Raw genomic sequence first — 19,886 nt, forward strand, 5'->3', positions numbered from 1 at the left:
AGAAGTGCTTACGGATAAAATTATGCCAAACATTAAATTGCCTGATGGAAGTATAAAACATTTTGAAGCGCCTTTAACTGTTTATGATGTCGCCCATAGTATAAGTCCAGGATTGGCTAAAGCTGCATTGGCAGGTCGTGTCAATGATCGTTTAGTAGATACTTCTTTCCTTATCGAAAATGATTGTGCATTAGTTATCCTTACTGAAAAACAAGAAGAAAGCCTTGATGTCATTCGTCATTCCACCGCGCATTTACTCGCGCAAGCAGTTAAGAGTCTTTTTCCAACAGCTCAAGTGACCATAGGCCCTGTAATTGAAGATGGCTTTTATTATGATTTTGCATTCCAAAGACCATTTACTCCCGAAGATCTCGAAGCAATTGAAGCAAAAATGGTGGAATTGGCCAAGGCAAATTATCCTGTAACGCGCAGAGAATTGCCACGTGATGAGGCAATCAAGTATTTCAAAAGTATCGGTGAAGAATACAAAGCGAAGATTATTGCTGATATTCCTGAAGATGAAGTATTGTCTTTATATAAGCAAGGAGATTTTGAAGACCTTTGTCGTGGTCCTCATGTTCCCTCTACTGGATTTTTGAAGGCATTTAAGCTGACTAAATTAGCTGGGGCATACTGGCGCGGCGATTCCAATAACGAAATGTTGCAACGCATCTATGGTACTGCCTGGGCAGATAAAAAATCTTTAGCTGATTATTTATTTCGTCTTGAAGAAGCCGAAAAACGTGATCATCGCAAATTGGGCAAGAGTTTAGAGTTGTTCCACTTCCAGGATATTGCCCCTGGAATGGTGTTTTGGCATCCCAAAGGCTGGACTATTTATCAAGAACTCGAACGTTATATGCGTAACCGGCTGGCTGACTTTGGCTATCAAGAAATTAGGACTCCGCAATTAGTTGATCGGGTACTTTGGGAAAAATCCGGTCATTGGGCTAATTTCAGAGATGAGATGTTTGTCACCGAGACAGAAAATCGTCACTATGCAGTGAAGCCAATGAACTGCCCGTGTCATGTGCAAGTATTCAATCAAGGTTTAAAAAGTTATAGAGATTTACCATTAAGATTTTCCGAATTTGGTAATTGCCATCGTTGTGAACCTTCAGGCGCATTACATGGCTTGATGCGTGTTCGTAATATGGTTCAAGACGATGCTCATATCTTCTGTACTGAAGATCAAATTCAATCCGAAGTGGCGATGATGCTTGAGCTAGTCCAGTCTGTATATACCGATTTTGGTTTTGACGAGATTAAATATCGTTTGGCATTACGTCCTGAAAAGCGAGTTGGAAGTGATGACGTTTGGGATAAAGCAGAGGCTGCTTTAAAACAAGCAATGAAAGATAGAAATATAGAATGGGTTGATGCTCCAGGCGAAGGAGCTTTTTATGGACCTAAAATTGAATGCTCCTTAGCAGATTGTTTAGGCAGAATTTGGCAATGTGGAACCATACAAGTTGATTTTTCGATGCCAGGCCGTTTGGAAGCTTCATATGTCACAGAAGACGGTAGCAAACAAACTCCAGTCATGTTACACCGTGCAATTCTAGGTTCTTTTGAACGTTTTATGGGAATTTTAATAGAACACTACGCAGGAAAATTACCTTTATGGTTATCTCCAGTGCAAGCAATCGTCCTGACAATTAGTGAAAAGCAGAACGAGTATGCAAGTAAAGTAACCCAAATTTTACAAAAAAGAGGTGTTCGTGCCAACTATGACTTGAGAAATGAGAAAATTGGCTTTAAAATTCGCGAACATACTTTACAAAAAGTACCTTATCTTTTAGTGATAGGTGATAAAGAAGTTGAAGCAAACCAGGTTGCTGTGCGCTCACGTGAAGGAGCAGACTTGGGTGTGATGACAATAGATACAATTTGTGATACCTTAGCGCAAGAAATTGCTCGGAAAGGGTCTTATTAATTAACAAGCAGGGGGGATTAAACCATTAGTGCACCAACTAAGCGTGAAAATGATCGCGCACGAATTAATGAACAGATCAATGTACCTGAGGTACGCTTAATTGATGTCGATGGTAATCAGGCAGGAATCGTCCCAACACGTGAAGCCCTGCGTGCAGCGGAAGAAGGTGGATTGGATTTGGTGGAAATATCTCCAACAGCAAAGCCTCCCGTATGCCGTATTATGGATTATGGTAAGTTTCTCTTTGAGCTGAGTAAAAAACAAGCTGAAGCGAAGAAAAAGCAGAAGCAAATTCAGGTCAAAGAATTAAAATTCCGTCCTACGACGGAAGATGGAGATTATCAGGTCAAGCTACGCAACCTGATCCGTTTCCTAAATCATGGTGATAAAGTCAAAATTACGCTACGTTTTCGTGGACGTGAAATGGCTCACCAAGAACTCGGTATGAAGATTCTTGAGCGTTTACAGCAGGATACTGCTGAATTTGCTGTTGTAGAACAGCAAGCGAAACGCGAAGGAAGACAATTACTGATGGTGTTATCACCCAAAAAAACTAAGTAGCTGAAATAAATGCGGAGTATATTGTTATGCCGAAGTTAAAGTCACATCGCGGAGCATCTAAACGCTTCCGTAAGACAGCAAGTGGCGCGATTAAACGTCGCGGTGCTTATAGAAATCATATCCTCACCAAAAAGTCTACTAAAGCAAAACGACATTTGCGTGTAGAGGCAGGTACTTTGAAGCCATGCGATGCACGTTTGGCAGAACGTATGTTGCACGGTAGTTAAGGGGGGAATGAAGAATGCCAAGAGTTAAACGTGGTGTGACAGCGAAAGCACGTCACAAGAAAGTTTTAGACCAAGCAAAAGGTTATTACGGTGCCCGTAGCCGAACCTACCGCATGGCAAAACAAGCAGTAATTAAAGCAGGTCAATATGCTTATCGTGATCGACGCCAGAAAAAACGTCAGTTTCGTGCGTTGTGGATTACGCGTATTAATGCACAAGCTCGTGAGTGCGGATTATCATACAGCCGTTTAATTGATGGGTTGAAAAAAGCATCAATTGAACTGGATAGAAAAGTATTGGCTGATCTGGCTGTTCATGACAAAGTAGCTTTTGCTGCGATTGCTGAACAAGCTAAAGCTGCATTAGCAAAATAATCTTTATTAAAGGCCACTTGGATGTAGCATAGCGGGACCTGGGATCGGGTTCACCACGCTTCATCCTTGGTTGAGAGCACTAGATAAAGATGAAATTTATTTTAAGGAGGCTGCGGCCTCCTTTTTACTTGTGGGTATAATTATGCAGGATATCATCACCATACAAGAGCAGGCTTCTGAAGCAATTAAGAATGCACAAGATGTATGTGGATTGGAAGCAATCCGCGTTGATTTTTTAGGCAAGAAAGGCAAGCTAACAGAAATTTTAAAAAGCCTTGCGCATCTCTCAGCTGAAGAAAAACCGAAAGTAGGTCAACTAGTAAATCAGGCAAAACGTGAAATCAGTACCTTGATTGAAACGAAAATGCTTGAACTTAAAGAAAAACAATTATTGGAAAAGCTCTCTGCTGAACGTATCGATGTCACCCTTCCAGGACGTAGGAAAGAAAGCGGTTCATTGCATCCTGTGACCCAAGTGAAGCACCGAATTAATGAATTTTTTAGCCGCATGGGCTTTGATATTGTCGATGGACCGGAAGTAGAAACTGAATTTTATAATTTTGAGGCATTGAATATCCCCGGACATCATCCTGCACGGGCAATGCATGACACTTTTTATTTTGGTGACGGCCGATTATTGCGAACCCATACTTCACCAGTACAAATTCGTACTATGGAGCAACGCAAACCTCCTTTCCGCTTAATTGCGCCTGGACGTGTCTATCGTTGTGATTCGGATTTGACTCACACACCTATGTTTCACCAAGTTGAAGGTTTGTTGATTGATAAGCAGGCTACTTTAGCAAGCTTAAAAGGATTACTAGAAGATCTTTTTGCCGATTTTTTCGGTCGTAAATTGGCGTTGCGCTTTAGACCATCTTATTTCCCTTTTACAGAACCTTCCGCAGAGGTAGATATTGAATGCACTCAATGCAGCGGTAAAGGATGTCGTTCCTGTAAGTTTACTGGATGGCTTGAAGTTTTAGGTTGCGGCATGGTGCATCCTAACGTGCTTAAAGCAGTGAATATTTCTCCTGATGAGTATCAAGGTTGGGCGTTTGGTATGGGTATGGATAGACTGGCAATGTTGTATTATGGAATCGATGACTTACGTATGATGTTTGAAAATGATCTTACTTTTTTAAGTCAATTTTAAGAAATGTCGCTGGTTGAGATACTGAATTGTTTTCAGTATTGAAGTTCCGTAGATGTGCGCTGTCTATAGAAACTTAATAAACAGTTTAATAAGGTGGTAAGGACTATAAATGAAATTAAGTAAATTATGGTTGCGTGAATGGGTAAATTTCTCATTAACTGAACAAGAATTAGCAAGTCAACTGACTATGGCTGGCCTCGAAGTAGATGCAGTGAGCCCGGTAGCAGGGGAGTTTACTCATGTAATCGTTGCTGAAGTTCTTAGCACTAAACCTCATCCTAATGCGGATAAATTAACCTTATGCGAAGTGAACGCAAACACCGATAAGCCGCTGCAAATTGTTTGTGGTGCTTCTAATGTAAGGCCAGGGTTAAAGGTAGCCTTAGCAATGATTGGAGCGCGTTTGCCAGGTGGTTTTAATATTAAAGAATCTAAGTTACGCGGCGAGCTATCCCAAGGAATGCTTTGTTCTGTTAGTGAATTAGGAATGGCCGAGCAATCTGAAGGCATTATGGAATTAGAAAGTGATGCACCAGTGGGAATGGATTTACGGGAGTATTTGACTCTTGATGACCATATTTTTGATATTGATTTAACGCCCAATCGAGCTGATTGTTTTAGTGTTTTAGGCGTTGCCCGTGAAGTAGCTGTTTTAAACAAATTACCCTTAGCGGAAAAAAGCATTTCCGAGGTGACTCCCAGTATTGATGATGTATTGACTATTGAGTTGAAAAATACTGAGGCTTGCCCACGTTATTGCGGTCGAGTGATTCGTAATATAAATCCTAAGGCAAATACACCTTTATGGATGAGTGAGCGTTTGCGTCGAAGTGGTATCCGCACATTACATCCTGTTGTGGATGTTATGAATTATGTAATGCTCGAATTGGGACAACCTATGCATGCCTTTGATTTAGCAACAATCAAAGGTGAAATTAAAGTGCGTTTTAGCAATAACCAAGAGCAGTTGGAGTTGCTTGATGGCCAAGAATTAACTTTAAATGAAAAAGTATTAGTGATTGCTGACAAAGAAAAACCCTTGGCGATGGCTGGTATTATGGGGGGAGAAGCGAGCTCTGTACAAGCGCATACACAAGACGTATTTTTGGAAAGTGCTTATTTTAATCCAATTGTCATTGCCGGTGTTGCCAGAAAGTTTGGTTTATTCAGTGATTCATCCCAACGTTTTGAGCGGGGAGTCGATCCGTGCTTGCAGATAAAAGCATTGGAACGAGCTACCGCGTTAATTTTAGAAATTGCAGGTGGAAAACCTGGACCTGTTATTGAAGCCCAAGACAAAAAAAACTTACCAGAAACAGTAAGTTTTTCTTTTGATACAGATAAAGTTAAAAAATTAACCGGACTTAATATTTCCCTGCAAGAAATGAAAAGTTTATTGGAAGGACTTGGTATTGTTATTGGAAAAGAACGACATAATTTTCTTGATGTTACTATTCCTTCTCATCGTTTTGATATCCAGCAAGATGTTGATTTAGTGGAAGAAATCATCCGTCTCTATGGTTATGATAATTTACATGCTCAACCTACGTATACATTGGTGCAGGCAGGGAAAGCGTGCGGGAATGAAGAAATAGCGACAACGCTTGCACGTTGGTTCAGCAATAGAGGCTACCACGAAACCATTAGCTACAGTTTTGTTGATCCCGAATTACAACATGAGCTTTATCCTCATAAAGAGTTTATGCAATTGTTAAACCCTATTTCTTCAGAATTATCACAAATGCGTACCGGGATGTGGCCAGGATTGATCGCTTCAATGATTTATAATGTGCATCGTCAGCAAAATGCAATTAAATTCTTTGAAATTGGTGTGGTATTTGATGTGAATAAGGGACAACTTATTGAACGTCCATGTGTTGCTGGTTTATTGATGGGAGAACAAGGAAGTGCTAATTGGAGTGAGCCTACCCGAGTTTTTGATTTTTTTGATCTGAAAGGCGATCTGCAATCTTTATTTACTTCACTCAAATTAAAGCAGGTTGAATTTACCACTGCGGTACATGATGCGCTACATCCTGGACAATCCGCCCAAATAAAGATTAATGGAGTGGCTGCTGGGTGGGCAGGTATGCTCCATCCACGTTTGGTAGACGCATTGGATTTACAAGAAGATGTGTTGTTATTCGAAATTAATTTAGCCGCATTAATTGGACATGAAGCACCGCATTATAAAACAATTTCAAAGTACCCGCAAATACGTCGCGATTTATCCTTCTTAGTTGATGCGGACATCAGTGTGATGCAAATTGAATCCGCTGTTCGATCGACTATAAAAGAGAATTGGTTAAAGTCTTTTGATGTATTTGATGTGTATACCGGAGAAGGAGTTCCTCAAGGCAAGAAAAGCCTCGCAGTTGCCATGATTTTGCAAGATGAAAGTCGGACTTTGGTGGACGCAGAGATTAATTCTCTAATTAGTGCTATAATCAATACGTTAGAAAATAAATTTTCAATCATATTGAGGGAATAATCGTGAATGCACTGAGCAAAGCAATAATGGCAGAAACCTTGTGTGATGAATTAAAATTGTCTAAACCCGCATCAAAAGAAATGGTCGAGAATTTTTTTGAAGAATTGCGGCATGCTCTTGAGCATGGACATCATGTAAAATTATCAGGTTTTGGCAATTTTACATTAAGGGACAAGCCACAAAGGCCGGGTAGGAATCCAAAGACAGGAGAAGAAATTCCTGTAGTTGCCAGGAGAGTTGTAACGTTTAAACCTGGTTTAAAGTTAAAAACAAAAATTGAAGCTATTGAATCTATAGGAAAGTAAACATTGGCCTATTACAATAAACATGTTCTTATATGCACCAATCAAAAGGCTGCAGGCAAGCAATGCTGCGCCAATTCTGGCGGTGAAATGTATTTTGATTATATGAAGTCGCGACTCCTGGAGCTGGAAATGCATGGCCCAGGTAAGGTTCGTGTGAGTAAATCAGGTTGTCTTGGACGTTGCAGTTCTGGTCCATGTATCGTGATTTATCCAGAAGGGGTATGGTACTCCTATTCATCATTTGCTGATATTGATGAAATCATAGAAAGACATTTAGTTTCTGGCAGAGTTGTTGAACAGTTACTTATTGATCAAGAGTGATCAATAAGGCGAAGTCATAAGTCGGGTTCTGCTTCACGGCGCCCAGGTCAAAATAGAGCAAAAATTATTATGATTTTTGTTTGAAATTTGTTATATTTACGCGGATTTAATTAATTGTTTATAAATTTTTATCCTTTTTACTTGTAGGATGTTTCTGTTTTGGTTAAAATCGCCCGTCCATGATAGAAGATTACCAATTTAGGCGGTTCGGAGTTCATTTAATGAAGACATTTAGTGCCAAAAGCCACGAAGTCAAACGTGACTGGTTAGTAGTTGATGCCAGCGATAAAGTTTTGGGTCGCTTAGCAACTGAAATTGCTCGTCGTTTACGTGGCAAGCATAAAGCTGAGTATACCCCCCATGTTGATACTGGCGACTACATCATTGTTACAAATGCAGAAAAAGTTATTGTGACCGGTCGTAAGTTTACCAACAAGATGTACTATCGTCACACCGGATATCCTGGTGGAATAAAATCAGATAGTTTTGAAAAGTTACAGGCTAGAAATCCTGTTAGAATTATCGAACTTGCTGTTAAAGGCATGTTACCAAAGAATCCTTTAGGTAGAGAGATGTATCGTAAGCTAAAAGTATATGTTGGCAACGAACATCCACATACTGCACAGCAACCCAAGCAACTTGATATTGAGGAATAAGTATTATGGCTGAAATGAAGCAATACTACGGCACTGGCCGTAGAAAAAGTTCAACAGCTCGTGTGTTTTTACGTCCAGGTAAAGGCGAGATCAAGGTAAATGGCCGTACTTTACAGGAATATTTTTGCCGTGAAACTTCTTGTATGGTTGTCATGCAGCCATTGGAAACCGTTGACCTTGTTAATAAATTTGATGTTTATGTTACAGTTTCTGGTGGTGGAGTTTCTGGCCAGGCAGGTGCTGTACGTTTGGGTATCGCAAGAGCATTAGTTGCTTATGATGAAAAAGGATTGGCAGAAGATGCTGAACCCAATCCAAATTCTGTTCGAAGAAGACTTCGTGCACGTGGCTTGTTAACTCGTGATTCACGTCGTGTTGAAAGAAAGAAAGTGGGCTTGCACAAAGCACGTCGTGCAACTCAATACTCAAAACGTTAATCGTTTATTGGTTAAAAACCCCGCATCGGCGGGGTTTTTTTGTTTATACAACCACATAAGCAGACGATATGGTGAATCAAATTACTGATCCTGAGCAGGATAAAAACGATCTGGTAGATGAAGATCGTCGCCGGTTTTTGTTAACTACAACTTGTGTATTAGGAGGGATAGGGGCTCTATGTGCCTTAACCCCCTTTGTTGTTTCTTGGTTACCAAGTGCCAAAGCGCAAGCCGAAGGTGCACCAGTACAAGTTGATTTAAGCAAACTGGAGCCAGGTAATATGGCGGTTGTTGAGTGGCGTGGCAAACCTGTATGGATAATTAGGCGAACTGAAGAAATGTTGCAACGCTTAACGGCGTACTCTTCAAGATTGCGCGATCCGAACTCGTTGACTCGACAGCAACCTTCTTATGCAAAAAATCAACATCGTTCTATTAACCCAGAATATTTAGTACTTATAGGGATTTGCACTCACTTGGGTTGCTCGCCAAAATACAAACCACATCTTGGCGATTTAGGGCCTGATTGGCCCGGCGGGTTTTTCTGTCCTTGCCATGGCTCTACTTTTGATCTTTCTGGCAGGGTTTTTAAAGATGTCCCTGCGCCGATTAATATGGAAGTGCCTCCATATTATTTTATCGATAAGCAAACGATTGTGATTGGCGAGGATAAAGCGTAGGTTTCATGTAGTCTGTAGCCTGGGGTTCTTGCTTCGCCACACCCGGGCTATAATTTTTCAAATGCAATGGGTAATAGAAAAAGGCTCGATTAAATGAATAGACTCTTCAAATGGCTCGATGAGCGTTTTCCTTTGATGAGCACCTGGAAAAATTATTTCGGTGCCTATTATCTTCCAAAAAATTTAAATTTTCTTTACTTTTTTGGTTCATTAGCTCTTGTGGTTTTGGTTAATCAATTCATTACCGGTTTGTGGCTGACCATGTTTTATACCCCAAGCGCTGAACAGGCTTTTTCATCCATAGAATACATAATGCGCGATGTCAATTTTGGTTGGTTACTTCGGTATATGCATTCAACAGGCGCCTCCGCCTTTTTTATTGTTATTTATTTACATATGTTTCGTGGTCTACTTTATGGCTCATACCAAAAGCCACGAGAGCTCGTTTGGCTTTTAGGAATGTTTCTCTACATCGTACTATTAGCTGGCGCTTTTTTTGGCTATTTATTGCCTTGGGGGCAAATGTCCTACTGGGGAGCGGAAGTTATCACTTCATTGTTGAGTGCTATTCCTTATATTGGTGACCATCTTGTTGTTTGGTTAAGAGGCGACTACACCGTGGGCAATGCCACCTTGCAACGTTTTTTTGCGTTGCATGTTATTGCCATTCCATTCTTACTCTTTTTTCTGGTTTTCTTGCATGTCGTTGCCTTGCATAAGGTAGGATCGAATAATCCGGATGGAATTGAAATCAAAAATATGCTGGATGACAAAGGAAAGCCTTTGGATGGAATTCCTTTTCATCCTTACTACATAGTTAAAGACTTAGTCATGGTGGTTGCTTTTCTCATCTTGTTTTTTGCAGTTGTGTTTTTTGCTCCTGAAATGGGGGGGTACTTTTTAGAGCATAATAATTTCGCTCCCGCGAACCCTTTAATTACCCCAGATCATATTGCTCCAATGTGGTATATGGCTCCTTTTTACGCCATATTGCGCGCAATACCCGATAAATTATTGGGGGTAATGTGCATAGGATTTGCTTTATTAGTTCTTTTCTTTTTACCTTGGCTTGATCGTAGCCCTGTTCGCTCAATGCGCTATAAAGGAAATTATTCACGAGTTATGCTATTTCTAGGGGTGGCCGCTTTTGTGCTATTAGGTTATTTGGGAACAATTCCCGTAACCCCTGTGCGTTTGTATTTGGCTCGTACCTGTACTATATTATATTTTGCCTATTTTTTGTCGATGCCTTTTTATACTCGTTTTGAAAAAACGCACCCATTACCCTCTCGCTTAGGAGGGCAATAATGCGTATGAAAGGAGTAGCTTTTTATTTGCCTGTATGGTTTTTTAGCTTACTTCTACATTCCGTTGCATTGGCGCATTCGACACAAGTTGATGTACAAGCTAAGGCCAGCTTGCAAAGAGGCGCTAGATTATTTATGAATTATTGTTCTGGTTGCCACTCTTTGAACTATTTGCGTTATAATCACATGGCTAAAGGATTAGGCATAACAGGATTTGATGGTCGAATAAATGAAGATTTATTAAAAAATAATCTGATTTTTACGCAAGCAACAGTCAATGATCCAATTCGCATTGCTTTGTCGCCCGAAGATGCAAAACAGTGGTTTGGGATAGTACCTCCGGATCTATCTTTAGTTGCTCGAGAAAAAGGAACAAAATGGCTTTATAGTTATTTAAATGGCTTTTATCGAGATGATTCTCGGCCTTTTGGTACAAATAACCGTCTTGTCCCTGATGTTGCTATGCCTAATATTTTAGAAACGTTGAATCATGAATTATCTGAAGATGATTTTAATAATGATTTACACGATTTGGTTGCTTTTCTTGCATATGTTGGCGAGCCAGTACAGTTAATACGATATCAAATAGGCTTCTATGTTGTTAGCTTTTTATTTGTTTTATTTCTTGTTGCTCTCGGTTTAAAAAGAGTTTATTGGCGAAAAAACGGCATAAAGTAACCCAAAAAGGTAAAAATGTGGTAAAGTGCAGGTTTTGTGTGTTTGTACTTACTTTTGTTATAGGTTGAATTAAATAGGAGTTGCTCATGGCAATTGTTGCGAAGCGCACTATAATGTCTTTATTTTCCGATACAGATGATGTTTATAGCCATCAGGTTCGGATTGTTTTGGCTGAAAAAGGGGTAAATGTAGAAATTCTTGCTGCGAAGCAGGCAGAGCCCAGCGCTGATCTTTTATCAGTTAATCCATATGGGACAGTTCCTACTTTAATTGATAGAGAACTTGTACTTTATGAACCACGTATTATTATGGAATATTTAGATGAGCGATTTCCTCATCCACCATTATTGCCTGTCTACCCTGTTGCTCGTGCGGAAACACGAAAAATGATGCACAGGATTGAACATGATTGGTATTATTTAATGAATCGCATTTTAAGGGATGATAATACAGAACAGGCCAGGACAAATTTATTCGAAAGTTTAACTGCGCTTGATCCTGTATTTGCAGATAAATCTTATTTTTTAAGTGATGAGTTTTCTTTGTTGGATTGTGCATTAGCACCTTTGTTGTGGCGTTTGCCTCGATTGGGAATTGAAATTGCACCGGAGTTTAAAGGAATAATTGCTTACATGCAGCGCTTGTTCAAACGTGAATCGTTTCAAGCAAGTTTGACTGATGCTGAGCGACAACTAAGAGCGGCATAAATAATGACAATGACATCGAACAAACCTTATTTAATTCGTGCTGCCTATGATTGGATAGTAGATAACGAATTAACTCCTTATATCCTGGTTAATGCAGCATATCCGGGTGTGCAGGTGCCGAGAGAACATGTAAACCATGATCGCATCGTGTTAAATATTTCTCCGGCAGCAACTCGCGGTCTTTTATTGGAAAATGATCGAATTATCTTTACTGCGCGTTTTTCAGGAAAAACAGAACAGATTTTTGTTCCGCCAGGATCAGTATTAGAAATCTATGCTAAAGAAAATGGCAGAGGCATTGCTTTTGCTATCGAAGATGAAGAAGAGCCACCTCCAGCATCTTCTGGCTCATCAGGTGCTGAATCTGATGGTTCAACTGCTTCTAAAAGTAAGCCTTCGTTAAAATTAGTCAAGTAAATGGAAGTAGCCTGGTGAAGGCGAAGTCAAAACCCGGGAATTCTGAAGCTCGGGTTTGATTCACTCCTAGACTACATATAAGAGACGTGTTCGAAATATAGCGTCATCCACTAAGTTCTAGACAAGGCGCAAGTAAAGTGAGGTGAAGGAGTGTACAAAAATACATGACTGAACCGAATGAGCTGGCAACGATGTATAGAACTTAGTAGTTGCGCTATAGTAAATTTGGAGCACAAGGTGATCATACCAACACATGCACTTTATCGTTGTGAGCAAATTAGAGCTTGTGAGCAACAGGCTACTTCTTTATATCAATTAGATGAAAATGCACTGATGTCTCGTGCGGGAGCGGAGGCATTTTTTCTTATAACAAAACTATATCCCCATGTTCGACATGTTGCTGTGTATTGTGGCGCTGGAAATAATGCTGGTGATGGGTATGTGGTGGCACGTTTAGCGCATGAACATGGATTATTAGTGACCATTTACCAATGTAAGGCAGTGGCCGACCTTCCTATTGCAGCGCAACATGCAGCTTTAATGGCTATAAATGCAGGAGTTGAGTGCCAGGCTGCAGATGAACCATTAGACAGCGAAACAGAATTGGTTATTGATGCCTTATTAGGGATTGGTCTGAAAGGACCTGTTCGTGGTGCTACTGTATCGGCGATTAATCAGATTAATACCAGTGGTCTACCTGTCGTAGCTTTGGATATTCCATCAGGCCTTAACGCAGATACCGGGAAGGTAGAAAATTTTTGTGTTAAAGCCAATACCACTTTAACGTTTATCGCCCAGAAATCGGGGATGTATACCGCGGATGGCCCTGATTATTGTGGGGACATACACTGTTGTTCTTTACAACTTGACTCCTGTGTGACTCAACTGGCTCCTGCTGCATGTCTTTTAAGTTCAGATACTTTAGCTTTGCCGCTTGCCGGACGCAAAAAAAATTCACATAAGGGAAATTATGGCCATGTTTTAGTAATTGGTGGAGGACCAGGAATGCCTGGGGCTATTAGCCTCGCGGCCAAAGCTGCAATGCGAACAGGCGCAGGTTCAGTAACTGTTGCAACTTGGCCTGAACACGCAAAGAGCGCCTTATCATTAATCCCTGAGGCTATGGTAAGTGCTGTGGAAACCGCTAGAGATTTAATACCGCTTTTAGATCGGGCTACAGTGTGTATTATTGGCCCCGGCCTGGGAGAAAGTGAATGGGCTATTAATTTATTTTTAATGGCAATTACATCACAATTACCTATGGTTATTGATGCCTCAGCGTTAAGATTATTAGCCCAAAATTCACAGATGGATGATAATTGGGTATTAACCCCACATCCTGGTGAGGCGGCTTGTTTGCTTTCTTGTTCTACTGATTTGATTCAGAAAGACAGATATCAGGCGGCAGCTAACATCCAGAAGCAATACGGTGGAGTTGTTGTATTGAAGGGGGCTGGAACCATAATTCAAACAGCGGAGAAAAGTGCATTTGTTTGCCCTCGGGGCAACCCTGCTATGGCTAGTGCGGGTATGGGCGATGTATTAAGCGGTATTATCGGGGGGCTTTGTGCTCAAGGATTTTCTTTATCCGAAGCAGCACAATGTGGTGTATGGGCGCATGCAGTTGCCGGAGATCTGTTAGCAAAAAAAATGGGAGGAGCTGGTTTATTAGCCAGTGATTTGTTTGATGTTTTACCGCATGTTTTGAATTACCCTGAATGATGATAAATAGCGAATCGAATACGGTTATAACACTGAATTTGCCTGATGAAACGGCGAGTGAAAATTTTGCTGCTCATCTGGCTTCTTGTCTTTGTCCTTCCCTGATCATGACTTTTAGTGGTGATTTGGGTGCAGGTAAAACAACTATTATTCGCGCCATGTTGAAACATCTAGGTATTCAATCGGCAATCAAAAGCCCTACCTTTTCATTGGTAGAAAGTTATACATGCAATCATTTAACCATACACCATTTTGATCTCTATCGAATACACCATGAGGAAGAGTTGGAATATATGGGATTCAGGGATTATTTTACCCAGGAGAGTATCTGTTGTATTGAATGGGCAGAACATGCTGGAAGAGCATTGCCCCATATAGATATTCGTTTTAAGTTAGGTATTAAAGGGGCTGGACGTGAAATGCAAATTATGGCATTAAGTGCAGCGGGTAAAAGAATTTTAGCTCGCCTGGCAGGTGAAAGATGATATTTCGCTCATGGTGTTTTGTTGTGATGTGTTTTTGCTCTATTACAACATTTAGTGCTCAACTACAGTCTGTTGTTTTAAAACAGCAGGGGAACCAAACGTCACTTTTTCTCACAATTAATGGACCATTCACCCATAAATTATTTTTTTTGGATCATCCTGCGCGTGTTGTGTTGGACCTAAAGGAAACACAACTCGCTGTGAATTTAAATCAATCGGGATTAATCAATGGATTAGTAAAACAAGTTCGCAGTGGGCATTCGGACCCTAGAACCTTAAGATTAGTTTTTGAAGTGGCCCAAAAAGTACAACTAAGATCATCTCCGTGGAAACCTAGTGGTGCTTTTGGTGGTGTACGTGTTGATTTAGTACATAGTGGTCGTCTAGGTGCACCAATTGCAGCAAGTACTCCTAAAACTGCATCTATAGTGCCGAAAACATATACTACACCGAAAATGCAACAGGCTAAATTACCTGCAAAAATTGCACCCAAGCAAGCAGCATACCCGATTTTAGCAAATCAGAACCCGATTAAAGTAAGCAGTAGACCTTCTAAATTGCGTGATGTTATCGTTGTTTTGGATGCAGGGCATGGAGGCAAGGACCCTGGGGCTCGGGGCCCACGTAATTCCCGAGAAAAGGATGTCGTTTTGGCAATTACTTTAAAACTAAAACAATTAATCGACAAACAGCCTGGGATGCGTGCAGTATTGACTCGCTCGGGAGATTATTACGTGGGTCTACGACAACGCCTGGATATTGCCAGAAAATATAATGGTGATATTTTTGTTGCCATTCATGCAGATGCGTTTAATAACCCTCATTCAAATGGTGCTTCAGTATTTGCTTTATCACAAAGAGGAGCAACAAGTGAAGCAGCGCGTTGGCTTGCAGAAAAGGAAAACTATTCTGAATTAGGCGGAGTAAATTTAGGTGATTTGGATGATCAGAACGGAGTTGTTCGCTCTGTACTCATTGATTTATCACAAACAGCTACAATTAATTCAGGTTTACAAATGGGAGGGCGTGTTTTAAGTCAGCTCGGTAATTTTACTAATTTACATAATAACAAAGTGGAGCAAGCCGGATTTGTAGTCTTGAAGTCTGCTGATATTCCTTCAATTTTAGTAGAAACAGGATTTATTTCAAATCCTATAGAGGAGCGAAATCTAACGAACCCTGCTTATCAAGCTCGTTTGAGCCAAGCAATTTTTCAAGGAATTAAAGGATACTTCTGGGACAATCCCCCGCACGGGTCGCGCATTGAAGCAATGACGACGAATAATGTCCATTGGGTTCGCGCAGGAGAAACCTTACCTGCTATCGCTGCACGATATCATGTTTCGGTTGCAGCGCTACAATCCATGAATCATTTGCGCGGCATTACTCGGCTTAAGCCAGGGCAAAAATTGGTGATTCCTCAGGCATGGGCATAAGAATTCAGCAATTACCACCGCTTATAGCAAATCAAATTGCTGCGGGAGAAGTGATAGAACGGCCTGCATCGGTAGTGAAAGAACTCCTGGAAAATTCTTTTGATGCAGGTGCGGATGCAATTATTATAGAAATAGGTTATGGCGGTCTAAATCAAATCAAAATCAGTGATAATGGAATTGGTATCGTAGCAGAAGATTTGCCCTTGGCGATTGCTGCGCATGCGACCAGCAAAATCAGCACACTTAACGACTTATATGCAATTGATAGTATGGGCTTTCGTGGCGAAGCATTAGCCAGTATCGCTTCTGTAGCAAAAGTCACAATTAGCTCCAAACCGGAACAACAAGAAACAGCAGTGATGCTGCGAGTACAAGGTACAGAAAGAGCGATTTCCCCTTGTGCCCGCACCGTAGGAACGACAGTAGATGTTGTTGATTTATTTTTTAATGCACCGGTACGAAAACGATTTTTAAAAAGCGAAAAACTAGAATTTCAAGCAATCGAAACCGTAGTGAAACGTTTTGCTTTAAGTGCTCCTGAGATCGCATTAACATTAAAACATAATGGAAAACAGGTTTTGTCTCTTCCTGCTGCAAAAAATGAACAAACTCGTTTGACACGCATGACCCGAATATTGGGTAGTGCTTTTGTTAAAGAATCGATTTATCTTGATGTAGAGCATGGTGCAATGAAACTCTATGGATGGATAAGTAGCCCCAATTTTCAGCGCAGCCAGAATGATCGATTATGGGTTTACATTAATCAGCGTATGGTAAAAGATAGGCTAATCCACCAGGCGTTAAAGCAGGCTTATGATGGCTTATTATATCCTGGTCGTTTTCCCGCCTGTGTGTTGTATTTGACGATTAACCATGCAGAAGTCGATGTGAACGTACATCCTACCAAGCATGAAGTGCGCTTTCAGCAGCCTCGCTTGGTTTTTGATTTTTTTACCTCACAATTAACTGTCGCATTGAAAACAAAAAATGAGTCCAATGAAGAGATTTCATATACATTATTCGAACAATCGCGTCCTAAGCAAGCCCAAGCGATTTATGAACCCTATCCTAAATTGGCTGTATCAAGCAAAAGTGTTTATAATTTAGAAACCGAATTACCCTGGATCATTTTAAATAGCCGATACATTTTGGTATTTATCCATCAACAACCGTATGTTGTTGATGTGGTGGCCTTGCATCAATATAGATTGCAGGAGCAAATACCGCAATTGGTTTTGCCTTTGGCAAGTAGGCCTTTATTGGTAGCGATGCGTTATTCCTTTCCCAAAAAATTACAAGGTAGCTCTCTGGAGCTGGAGCAGTACCTCAAACAATTAGGAGTGAATCTTGAATGGTTAGGAGATAATGAAGTAATCATTCGAAGCATCCCGCTTTGTATGCCTCATTTAGATTTGCGGTTATTCTTGGATGCTGTTGCGGCTTGTGATGTAGTGAATCAGAATACCTTTCTTGAATTAATGAACCGATCACAAATATTGGATCCCAGGCTTTTAAGTCTTGAGGAAAAAATGGAATTAAATAAGTTATTCCTTAGACTATATAATGAGGAAAATAAAAAATCGGGGCTATTTAAAGTGTTAACAAGCGACGATTGTAAAAATTTATTGCTTGTCTGAACATTACATTTTGATTTTTATTGTAGCCTGGGTGCAGCGCAGTGAAACTCGAGTTTGTTGGAATATTGACTCCTCGGGTTTCACTGCGCTGCACCCAGGCTACATGAAAGGAAGACTTGTTTTTAATTGAGATAATGAATGGTTAAATTAATTTTTTGTTTGATGGGACCAACTGCCTCCGGAAAAACGGCTTTAGCTTGTGAATTAGTAGCACGATATCCTTTTGAAATTATTAGTGTTGATTCTGCAATGATTTATCGTGATATGAATATAGGAACTGCAAAACCAACTCCTCAGGAGCTGTACATAGCGCCACATCACTTAATTGATATCAAGGATCCTAGTGAGTCTTATTCTGCCGCTCAATTTTGTACCGATGCTTTATCTTTGTGTGATGCGATCTTCAAAAAAGGCAAAATCCCTTTGCTTGTCGGGGGAACAATGATGTATTTTAGTGCATTACAAAAAGGCTTATCTGTTTTGCCTGAGGCGAATCCGGTGATACGTCAGCAATTGGAAGATGAGGCAGCTTTATTGGGTTGGTCTATTCTTCATCAAAAACTGGTACAAATTGATCCCGAATCTGCTGTACGAATTCATGCTCATGATGCACAACGAATTCAACGTGCATTAGAAGTATATTATGTGACTGGTAAAACTCTGTCTGCATTTCTTGAGCAACATAAGGAAAAGCCGGATTATCATTTTGTGAATTTTATTCTTTTTCCAGAACAAAGAGCGTGGTTGCACGAACGCATTGCACAACGTTTTGATCATATGTTAACTGAAGGTCTTATTGAAGAAGTAAAACAGTTACAACAAAAATGGCATTTAACCATAAGCGTACCTTCCATGCGTTGCGTGGGGTATAGGCAAGCTCTTGAATATCTTCAAGGCGATTATGATTATTCTACACTGCGCGACAAAGGGATTGCTGCTACCCGGCAATTGGCGAAACGCCAATTAACTTGGCTCAGGCATTGGGGAGCAGCTTTATATTATGAGCCACAAAATGGGGCTTTTCGCGATGAGATTCTAGCGAAAATTGAGGAAATATTAGATAATCCTATTAAATGAGATTTAAAGGAACATCATGTTAAAAGCCAAAAAAAAAGAACCAGCGAGTACAAAAAAAAATTATGTAGTACACCGTAATGAATTACCTCTGAGCTGTCCGACAAATGATATGGTTTTATGGAATGCTCATCCCAAGGTTTATTTACCTATTGAAAAAACCGGAGTAGAAGTGTGTCCTTATTGCGGTTCACGGTTTGTTTTACAGAATGATTAAATCCATTTGTATTGTACGTTTATCTGCATTAGGTGATGTTCTAATGGCTGTACCACTCATTAGAACCTTACAAGCCAATCTGCCCCAAGCTAAGTTGACTTGGATTATTTCCAGGCCTGCTTTTGATTTGGTAGAAGGGATGGATGGAGTGGAATTCATTTTAATTGATAAACCGAACAGTATTGTAGACTATTGGCGTTTTAAAAAACAAATGAAAGGACGTACCTTTGATGTATTATTGGCGCCGCAAGCAAGTCTCAGAACGAATTTACTTTATCCCCTAATCAAAGCAAAAAGAAAAATAGGTTACGATGACCATCGAGCAAATGATGCACATGGCTTATTTGTTAATGAACGAATTACTCCAGGTTTAGAGCATACCTTGGATGGTTTTTTGAAATTTGCGCAAGCCTTAGGAATAAAGGAACGTGTCATTCGCTGGGATTTACCTATTTCTTCTGCAGATTATGCATGGGCGGAGCAACAGTTACCAAAGCAAGGTCCAATTTTGGTAGTTAATCCAGCGGCAAGTAAACCTGAACGTAGTTGGCCTGTTGCCCGTTATATTGATGTCTTGCAAAAAGCACAAAAACAATGGAATGTGCAGGTAATCATTACGGGGGGACCGATTGATTTTGATAAACATTTGGCAGAACAGATTATGCAAGTAATTCCTACTGCAATTAATCTTGTTGGTAAAACCAAACCCAAACAATTATTGGCTCTTATCAGCAAAGCCACCGTAGTTCTTTGCCCGGATACGGGTCCTTCGCATATGTCTGCTGCAGTAAACACCCCGGTTGTTGCCTTACACGCGGTGACTAACCCTCTTATTTCTGGCCCTTATCTTTTTCAACATTTGGTTGTAAATCATTATCCTGAAGCTGCAGAAAAAATTCTTGGCAGCAAATGTATTGAAGATGTTTGGGGACAGCATGTACATGGTGACGAACCCATGCAAATGATTTCTGTTGATGAAGTGATGGACAAGTTATCTATTATTTTAAATAACTCAACTGAGAATTTCATATGATGTATACCTTGTGAAGGCACAACCCATGT

The 19,886-nt window shown here is 40.4% G+C and carries 22 protein-coding genes; all 22 read left to right on the plus strand.

All coding sequences use genetic code 11. The features are described from left to right. The first annotated feature begins 22 nt into the window (after nucleotides 1-22). The 22 genes from thrS to A8O27_RS02410 all read left to right on the plus strand — a co-directional run bounded on the left by thrS (nucleotide 23) and on the right by A8O27_RS02410 (nucleotide 19,857). Nucleotides 23-1,936 (plus strand): threonine--tRNA ligase, encoded by a 1,914-nt coding sequence (gene thrS, locus A8O27_RS02305; protein ID WP_058457979.1) that lies wholly within the window; start codon nucleotides 23-25, stop codon nucleotides 1,934-1,936. 24 nt (nucleotides 1,937-1,960) lie between these two features. Then, a complete protein-coding gene (gene infC, locus A8O27_RS02310; protein ID WP_058457980.1) occupies nucleotides 1,961-2,497 on the plus strand; it encodes a translation initiation factor IF-3 in 537 nt (178 codons plus the stop codon). Nucleotides 2,498-2,523: 26 nt separating this feature from the next. Continuing rightward, nucleotides 2,524-2,724 carry a 50S ribosomal protein L35 gene (rpmI, locus tag A8O27_RS02315; protein ID WP_019234612.1) on the plus strand — a complete coding sequence of 67 codons (201 nt, stop codon included), beginning with the start codon at nucleotides 2,524-2,526 and terminating at the stop codon, nucleotides 2,722-2,724. 14 nt (nucleotides 2,725-2,738) lie between these two features. After that, nucleotides 2,739-3,098, plus strand: coding sequence for a 50S ribosomal protein L20 (gene rplT / locus A8O27_RS02320; RefSeq protein WP_019234611.1), 360 nt, complete (start codon nucleotides 2,739-2,741; stop codon nucleotides 3,096-3,098). Nucleotides 3,099-3,240: 142 nt separating this feature from the next. Further along, nucleotides 3,241-4,254, plus strand: a complete 1,014-nt coding sequence (gene pheS, locus A8O27_RS02325) for a phenylalanine--tRNA ligase subunit alpha (protein WP_058457981.1) — start codon at nucleotides 3,241-3,243, stop codon at nucleotides 4,252-4,254. 109 nt (nucleotides 4,255-4,363) lie between these two features. Beyond that, nucleotides 4,364-6,745: a phenylalanine--tRNA ligase subunit beta gene (gene pheT / locus A8O27_RS02330; RefSeq protein ID WP_058457982.1), complete on the plus strand. Its 2,382-nt coding sequence runs from the start codon at nucleotides 4,364-4,366 to the stop codon at nucleotides 6,743-6,745. 2 nt (nucleotides 6,746-6,747) lie between these two features. Beyond that, nucleotides 6,748-7,050, plus strand: a complete 303-nt coding sequence (locus A8O27_RS02335) for an integration host factor subunit alpha (RefSeq protein ID WP_058457983.1) — start codon at nucleotides 6,748-6,750, stop codon at nucleotides 7,048-7,050. Nucleotides 7,051-7,053: 3 nt separating this feature from the next. Further along, entirely contained in the window at nucleotides 7,054-7,371 is a 318-nt protein-coding gene (locus tag A8O27_RS02340; RefSeq protein WP_058457984.1) for a (2Fe-2S) ferredoxin domain-containing protein, read from the plus strand. A gap of 221 nt (nucleotides 7,372-7,592) precedes the next feature. After that, on the plus strand, nucleotides 7,593-8,027 hold the full coding sequence (rplM, locus tag A8O27_RS02345) for a 50S ribosomal protein L13 (protein WP_019234606.1): 435 nt from the start codon (nucleotides 7,593-7,595) through the stop codon (nucleotides 8,025-8,027). 5 nt (nucleotides 8,028-8,032) lie between these two features. Then, entirely contained in the window at nucleotides 8,033-8,464 is a 432-nt protein-coding gene (gene rpsI / locus A8O27_RS02350) for a 30S ribosomal protein S9 (RefSeq protein WP_058457985.1), read from the plus strand. Nucleotides 8,465-8,532: 68 nt separating this feature from the next. Beyond that, a complete protein-coding gene (gene petA, locus A8O27_RS02355; protein WP_058457986.1) occupies nucleotides 8,533-9,144 on the plus strand; it encodes a ubiquinol-cytochrome c reductase iron-sulfur subunit in 612 nt (203 codons plus the stop codon). A 93-nt stretch (nucleotides 9,145-9,237) separates the two neighbouring features. Then, the gene (locus A8O27_RS02360) at nucleotides 9,238-10,452 is read left to right on the plus strand and encodes a cytochrome b (RefSeq protein WP_058457987.1); all 1,215 of its coding nucleotides are present in this window, start codon (nucleotides 9,238-9,240) and stop codon (nucleotides 10,450-10,452) included. Further along, nucleotides 10,452-11,129 (plus strand): cytochrome c1, encoded by a 678-nt coding sequence (locus tag A8O27_RS02365; RefSeq protein WP_058457988.1) that lies wholly within the window; start codon nucleotides 10,452-10,454, stop codon nucleotides 11,127-11,129. Before A8O27_RS02360 ends, A8O27_RS02365 begins: the two co-directional genes overlap by 1 nt. 86 nt (nucleotides 11,130-11,215) lie before the next feature. After that, complete coding sequence (gene sspA / locus A8O27_RS02370; RefSeq protein ID WP_058457989.1) at nucleotides 11,216-11,836, plus strand: stringent starvation protein SspA; 621 nt, start codon at nucleotides 11,216-11,218, stop codon at nucleotides 11,834-11,836. A gap of 3 nt (nucleotides 11,837-11,839) precedes the next feature. Then, nucleotides 11,840-12,253: a ClpXP protease specificity-enhancing factor gene (locus A8O27_RS02375; RefSeq protein WP_058457990.1), complete on the plus strand. Its 414-nt coding sequence runs from the start codon at nucleotides 11,840-11,842 to the stop codon at nucleotides 12,251-12,253. 243 nt (nucleotides 12,254-12,496) lie between these two features. Further along, nucleotides 12,497-13,975 (plus strand): bifunctional ADP-dependent NAD(P)H-hydrate dehydratase/NAD(P)H-hydrate epimerase, encoded by a 1,479-nt coding sequence (locus tag A8O27_RS02380; RefSeq protein ID WP_058458095.1) that lies wholly within the window; start codon nucleotides 12,497-12,499, stop codon nucleotides 13,973-13,975. Next, the gene (tsaE, locus tag A8O27_RS02385) at nucleotides 13,975-14,460 is read left to right on the plus strand and encodes a tRNA (adenosine(37)-N6)-threonylcarbamoyltransferase complex ATPase subunit type 1 TsaE (RefSeq protein WP_374930656.1); all 486 of its coding nucleotides are present in this window, start codon (nucleotides 13,975-13,977) and stop codon (nucleotides 14,458-14,460) included. The genes A8O27_RS02380 and tsaE overlap by 1 nt, the downstream gene beginning before the upstream one ends. Continuing rightward, nucleotides 14,457-15,896 carry an N-acetylmuramoyl-L-alanine amidase family protein gene (locus A8O27_RS02390; RefSeq protein WP_058457992.1) on the plus strand — a complete coding sequence of 480 codons (1,440 nt, stop codon included), beginning with the start codon at nucleotides 14,457-14,459 and terminating at the stop codon, nucleotides 15,894-15,896. Before tsaE ends, A8O27_RS02390 begins: the two co-directional genes overlap by 4 nt. Beyond that, a complete protein-coding gene (mutL, locus tag A8O27_RS02395) occupies nucleotides 15,887-17,533 on the plus strand; it encodes a DNA mismatch repair endonuclease MutL (RefSeq protein ID WP_058457993.1) in 1,647 nt (548 codons plus the stop codon). The genes A8O27_RS02390 and mutL overlap by 10 nt, the downstream gene beginning before the upstream one ends. Nucleotides 17,534-17,671: 138 nt before the next feature. Next, entirely contained in the window at nucleotides 17,672-18,610 is a 939-nt protein-coding gene (gene miaA / locus A8O27_RS02400) for a tRNA (adenosine(37)-N6)-dimethylallyltransferase MiaA (protein ID WP_058457994.1), read from the plus strand. Between the two features lie 16 nt (nucleotides 18,611-18,626). Continuing rightward, on the plus strand, nucleotides 18,627-18,824 hold the full coding sequence (locus tag A8O27_RS02405) for a zinc-finger domain-containing protein (protein WP_058457995.1): 198 nt from the start codon (nucleotides 18,627-18,629) through the stop codon (nucleotides 18,822-18,824). Then, nucleotides 18,817-19,857: a glycosyltransferase family 9 protein gene (locus A8O27_RS02410; RefSeq protein ID WP_058457996.1), complete on the plus strand. Its 1,041-nt coding sequence runs from the start codon at nucleotides 18,817-18,819 to the stop codon at nucleotides 19,855-19,857. The genes A8O27_RS02405 and A8O27_RS02410 overlap by 8 nt, the downstream gene beginning before the upstream one ends. The last annotated feature ends 29 nt before the right edge of the window (nucleotides 19,858-19,886 follow it).

This window comes from Legionella bozemanae, from assembly GCF_001648595.1.
Lineage (GTDB): Bacteria > Pseudomonadota > Gammaproteobacteria > Legionellales > Legionellaceae > Legionella > Legionella bozemanae.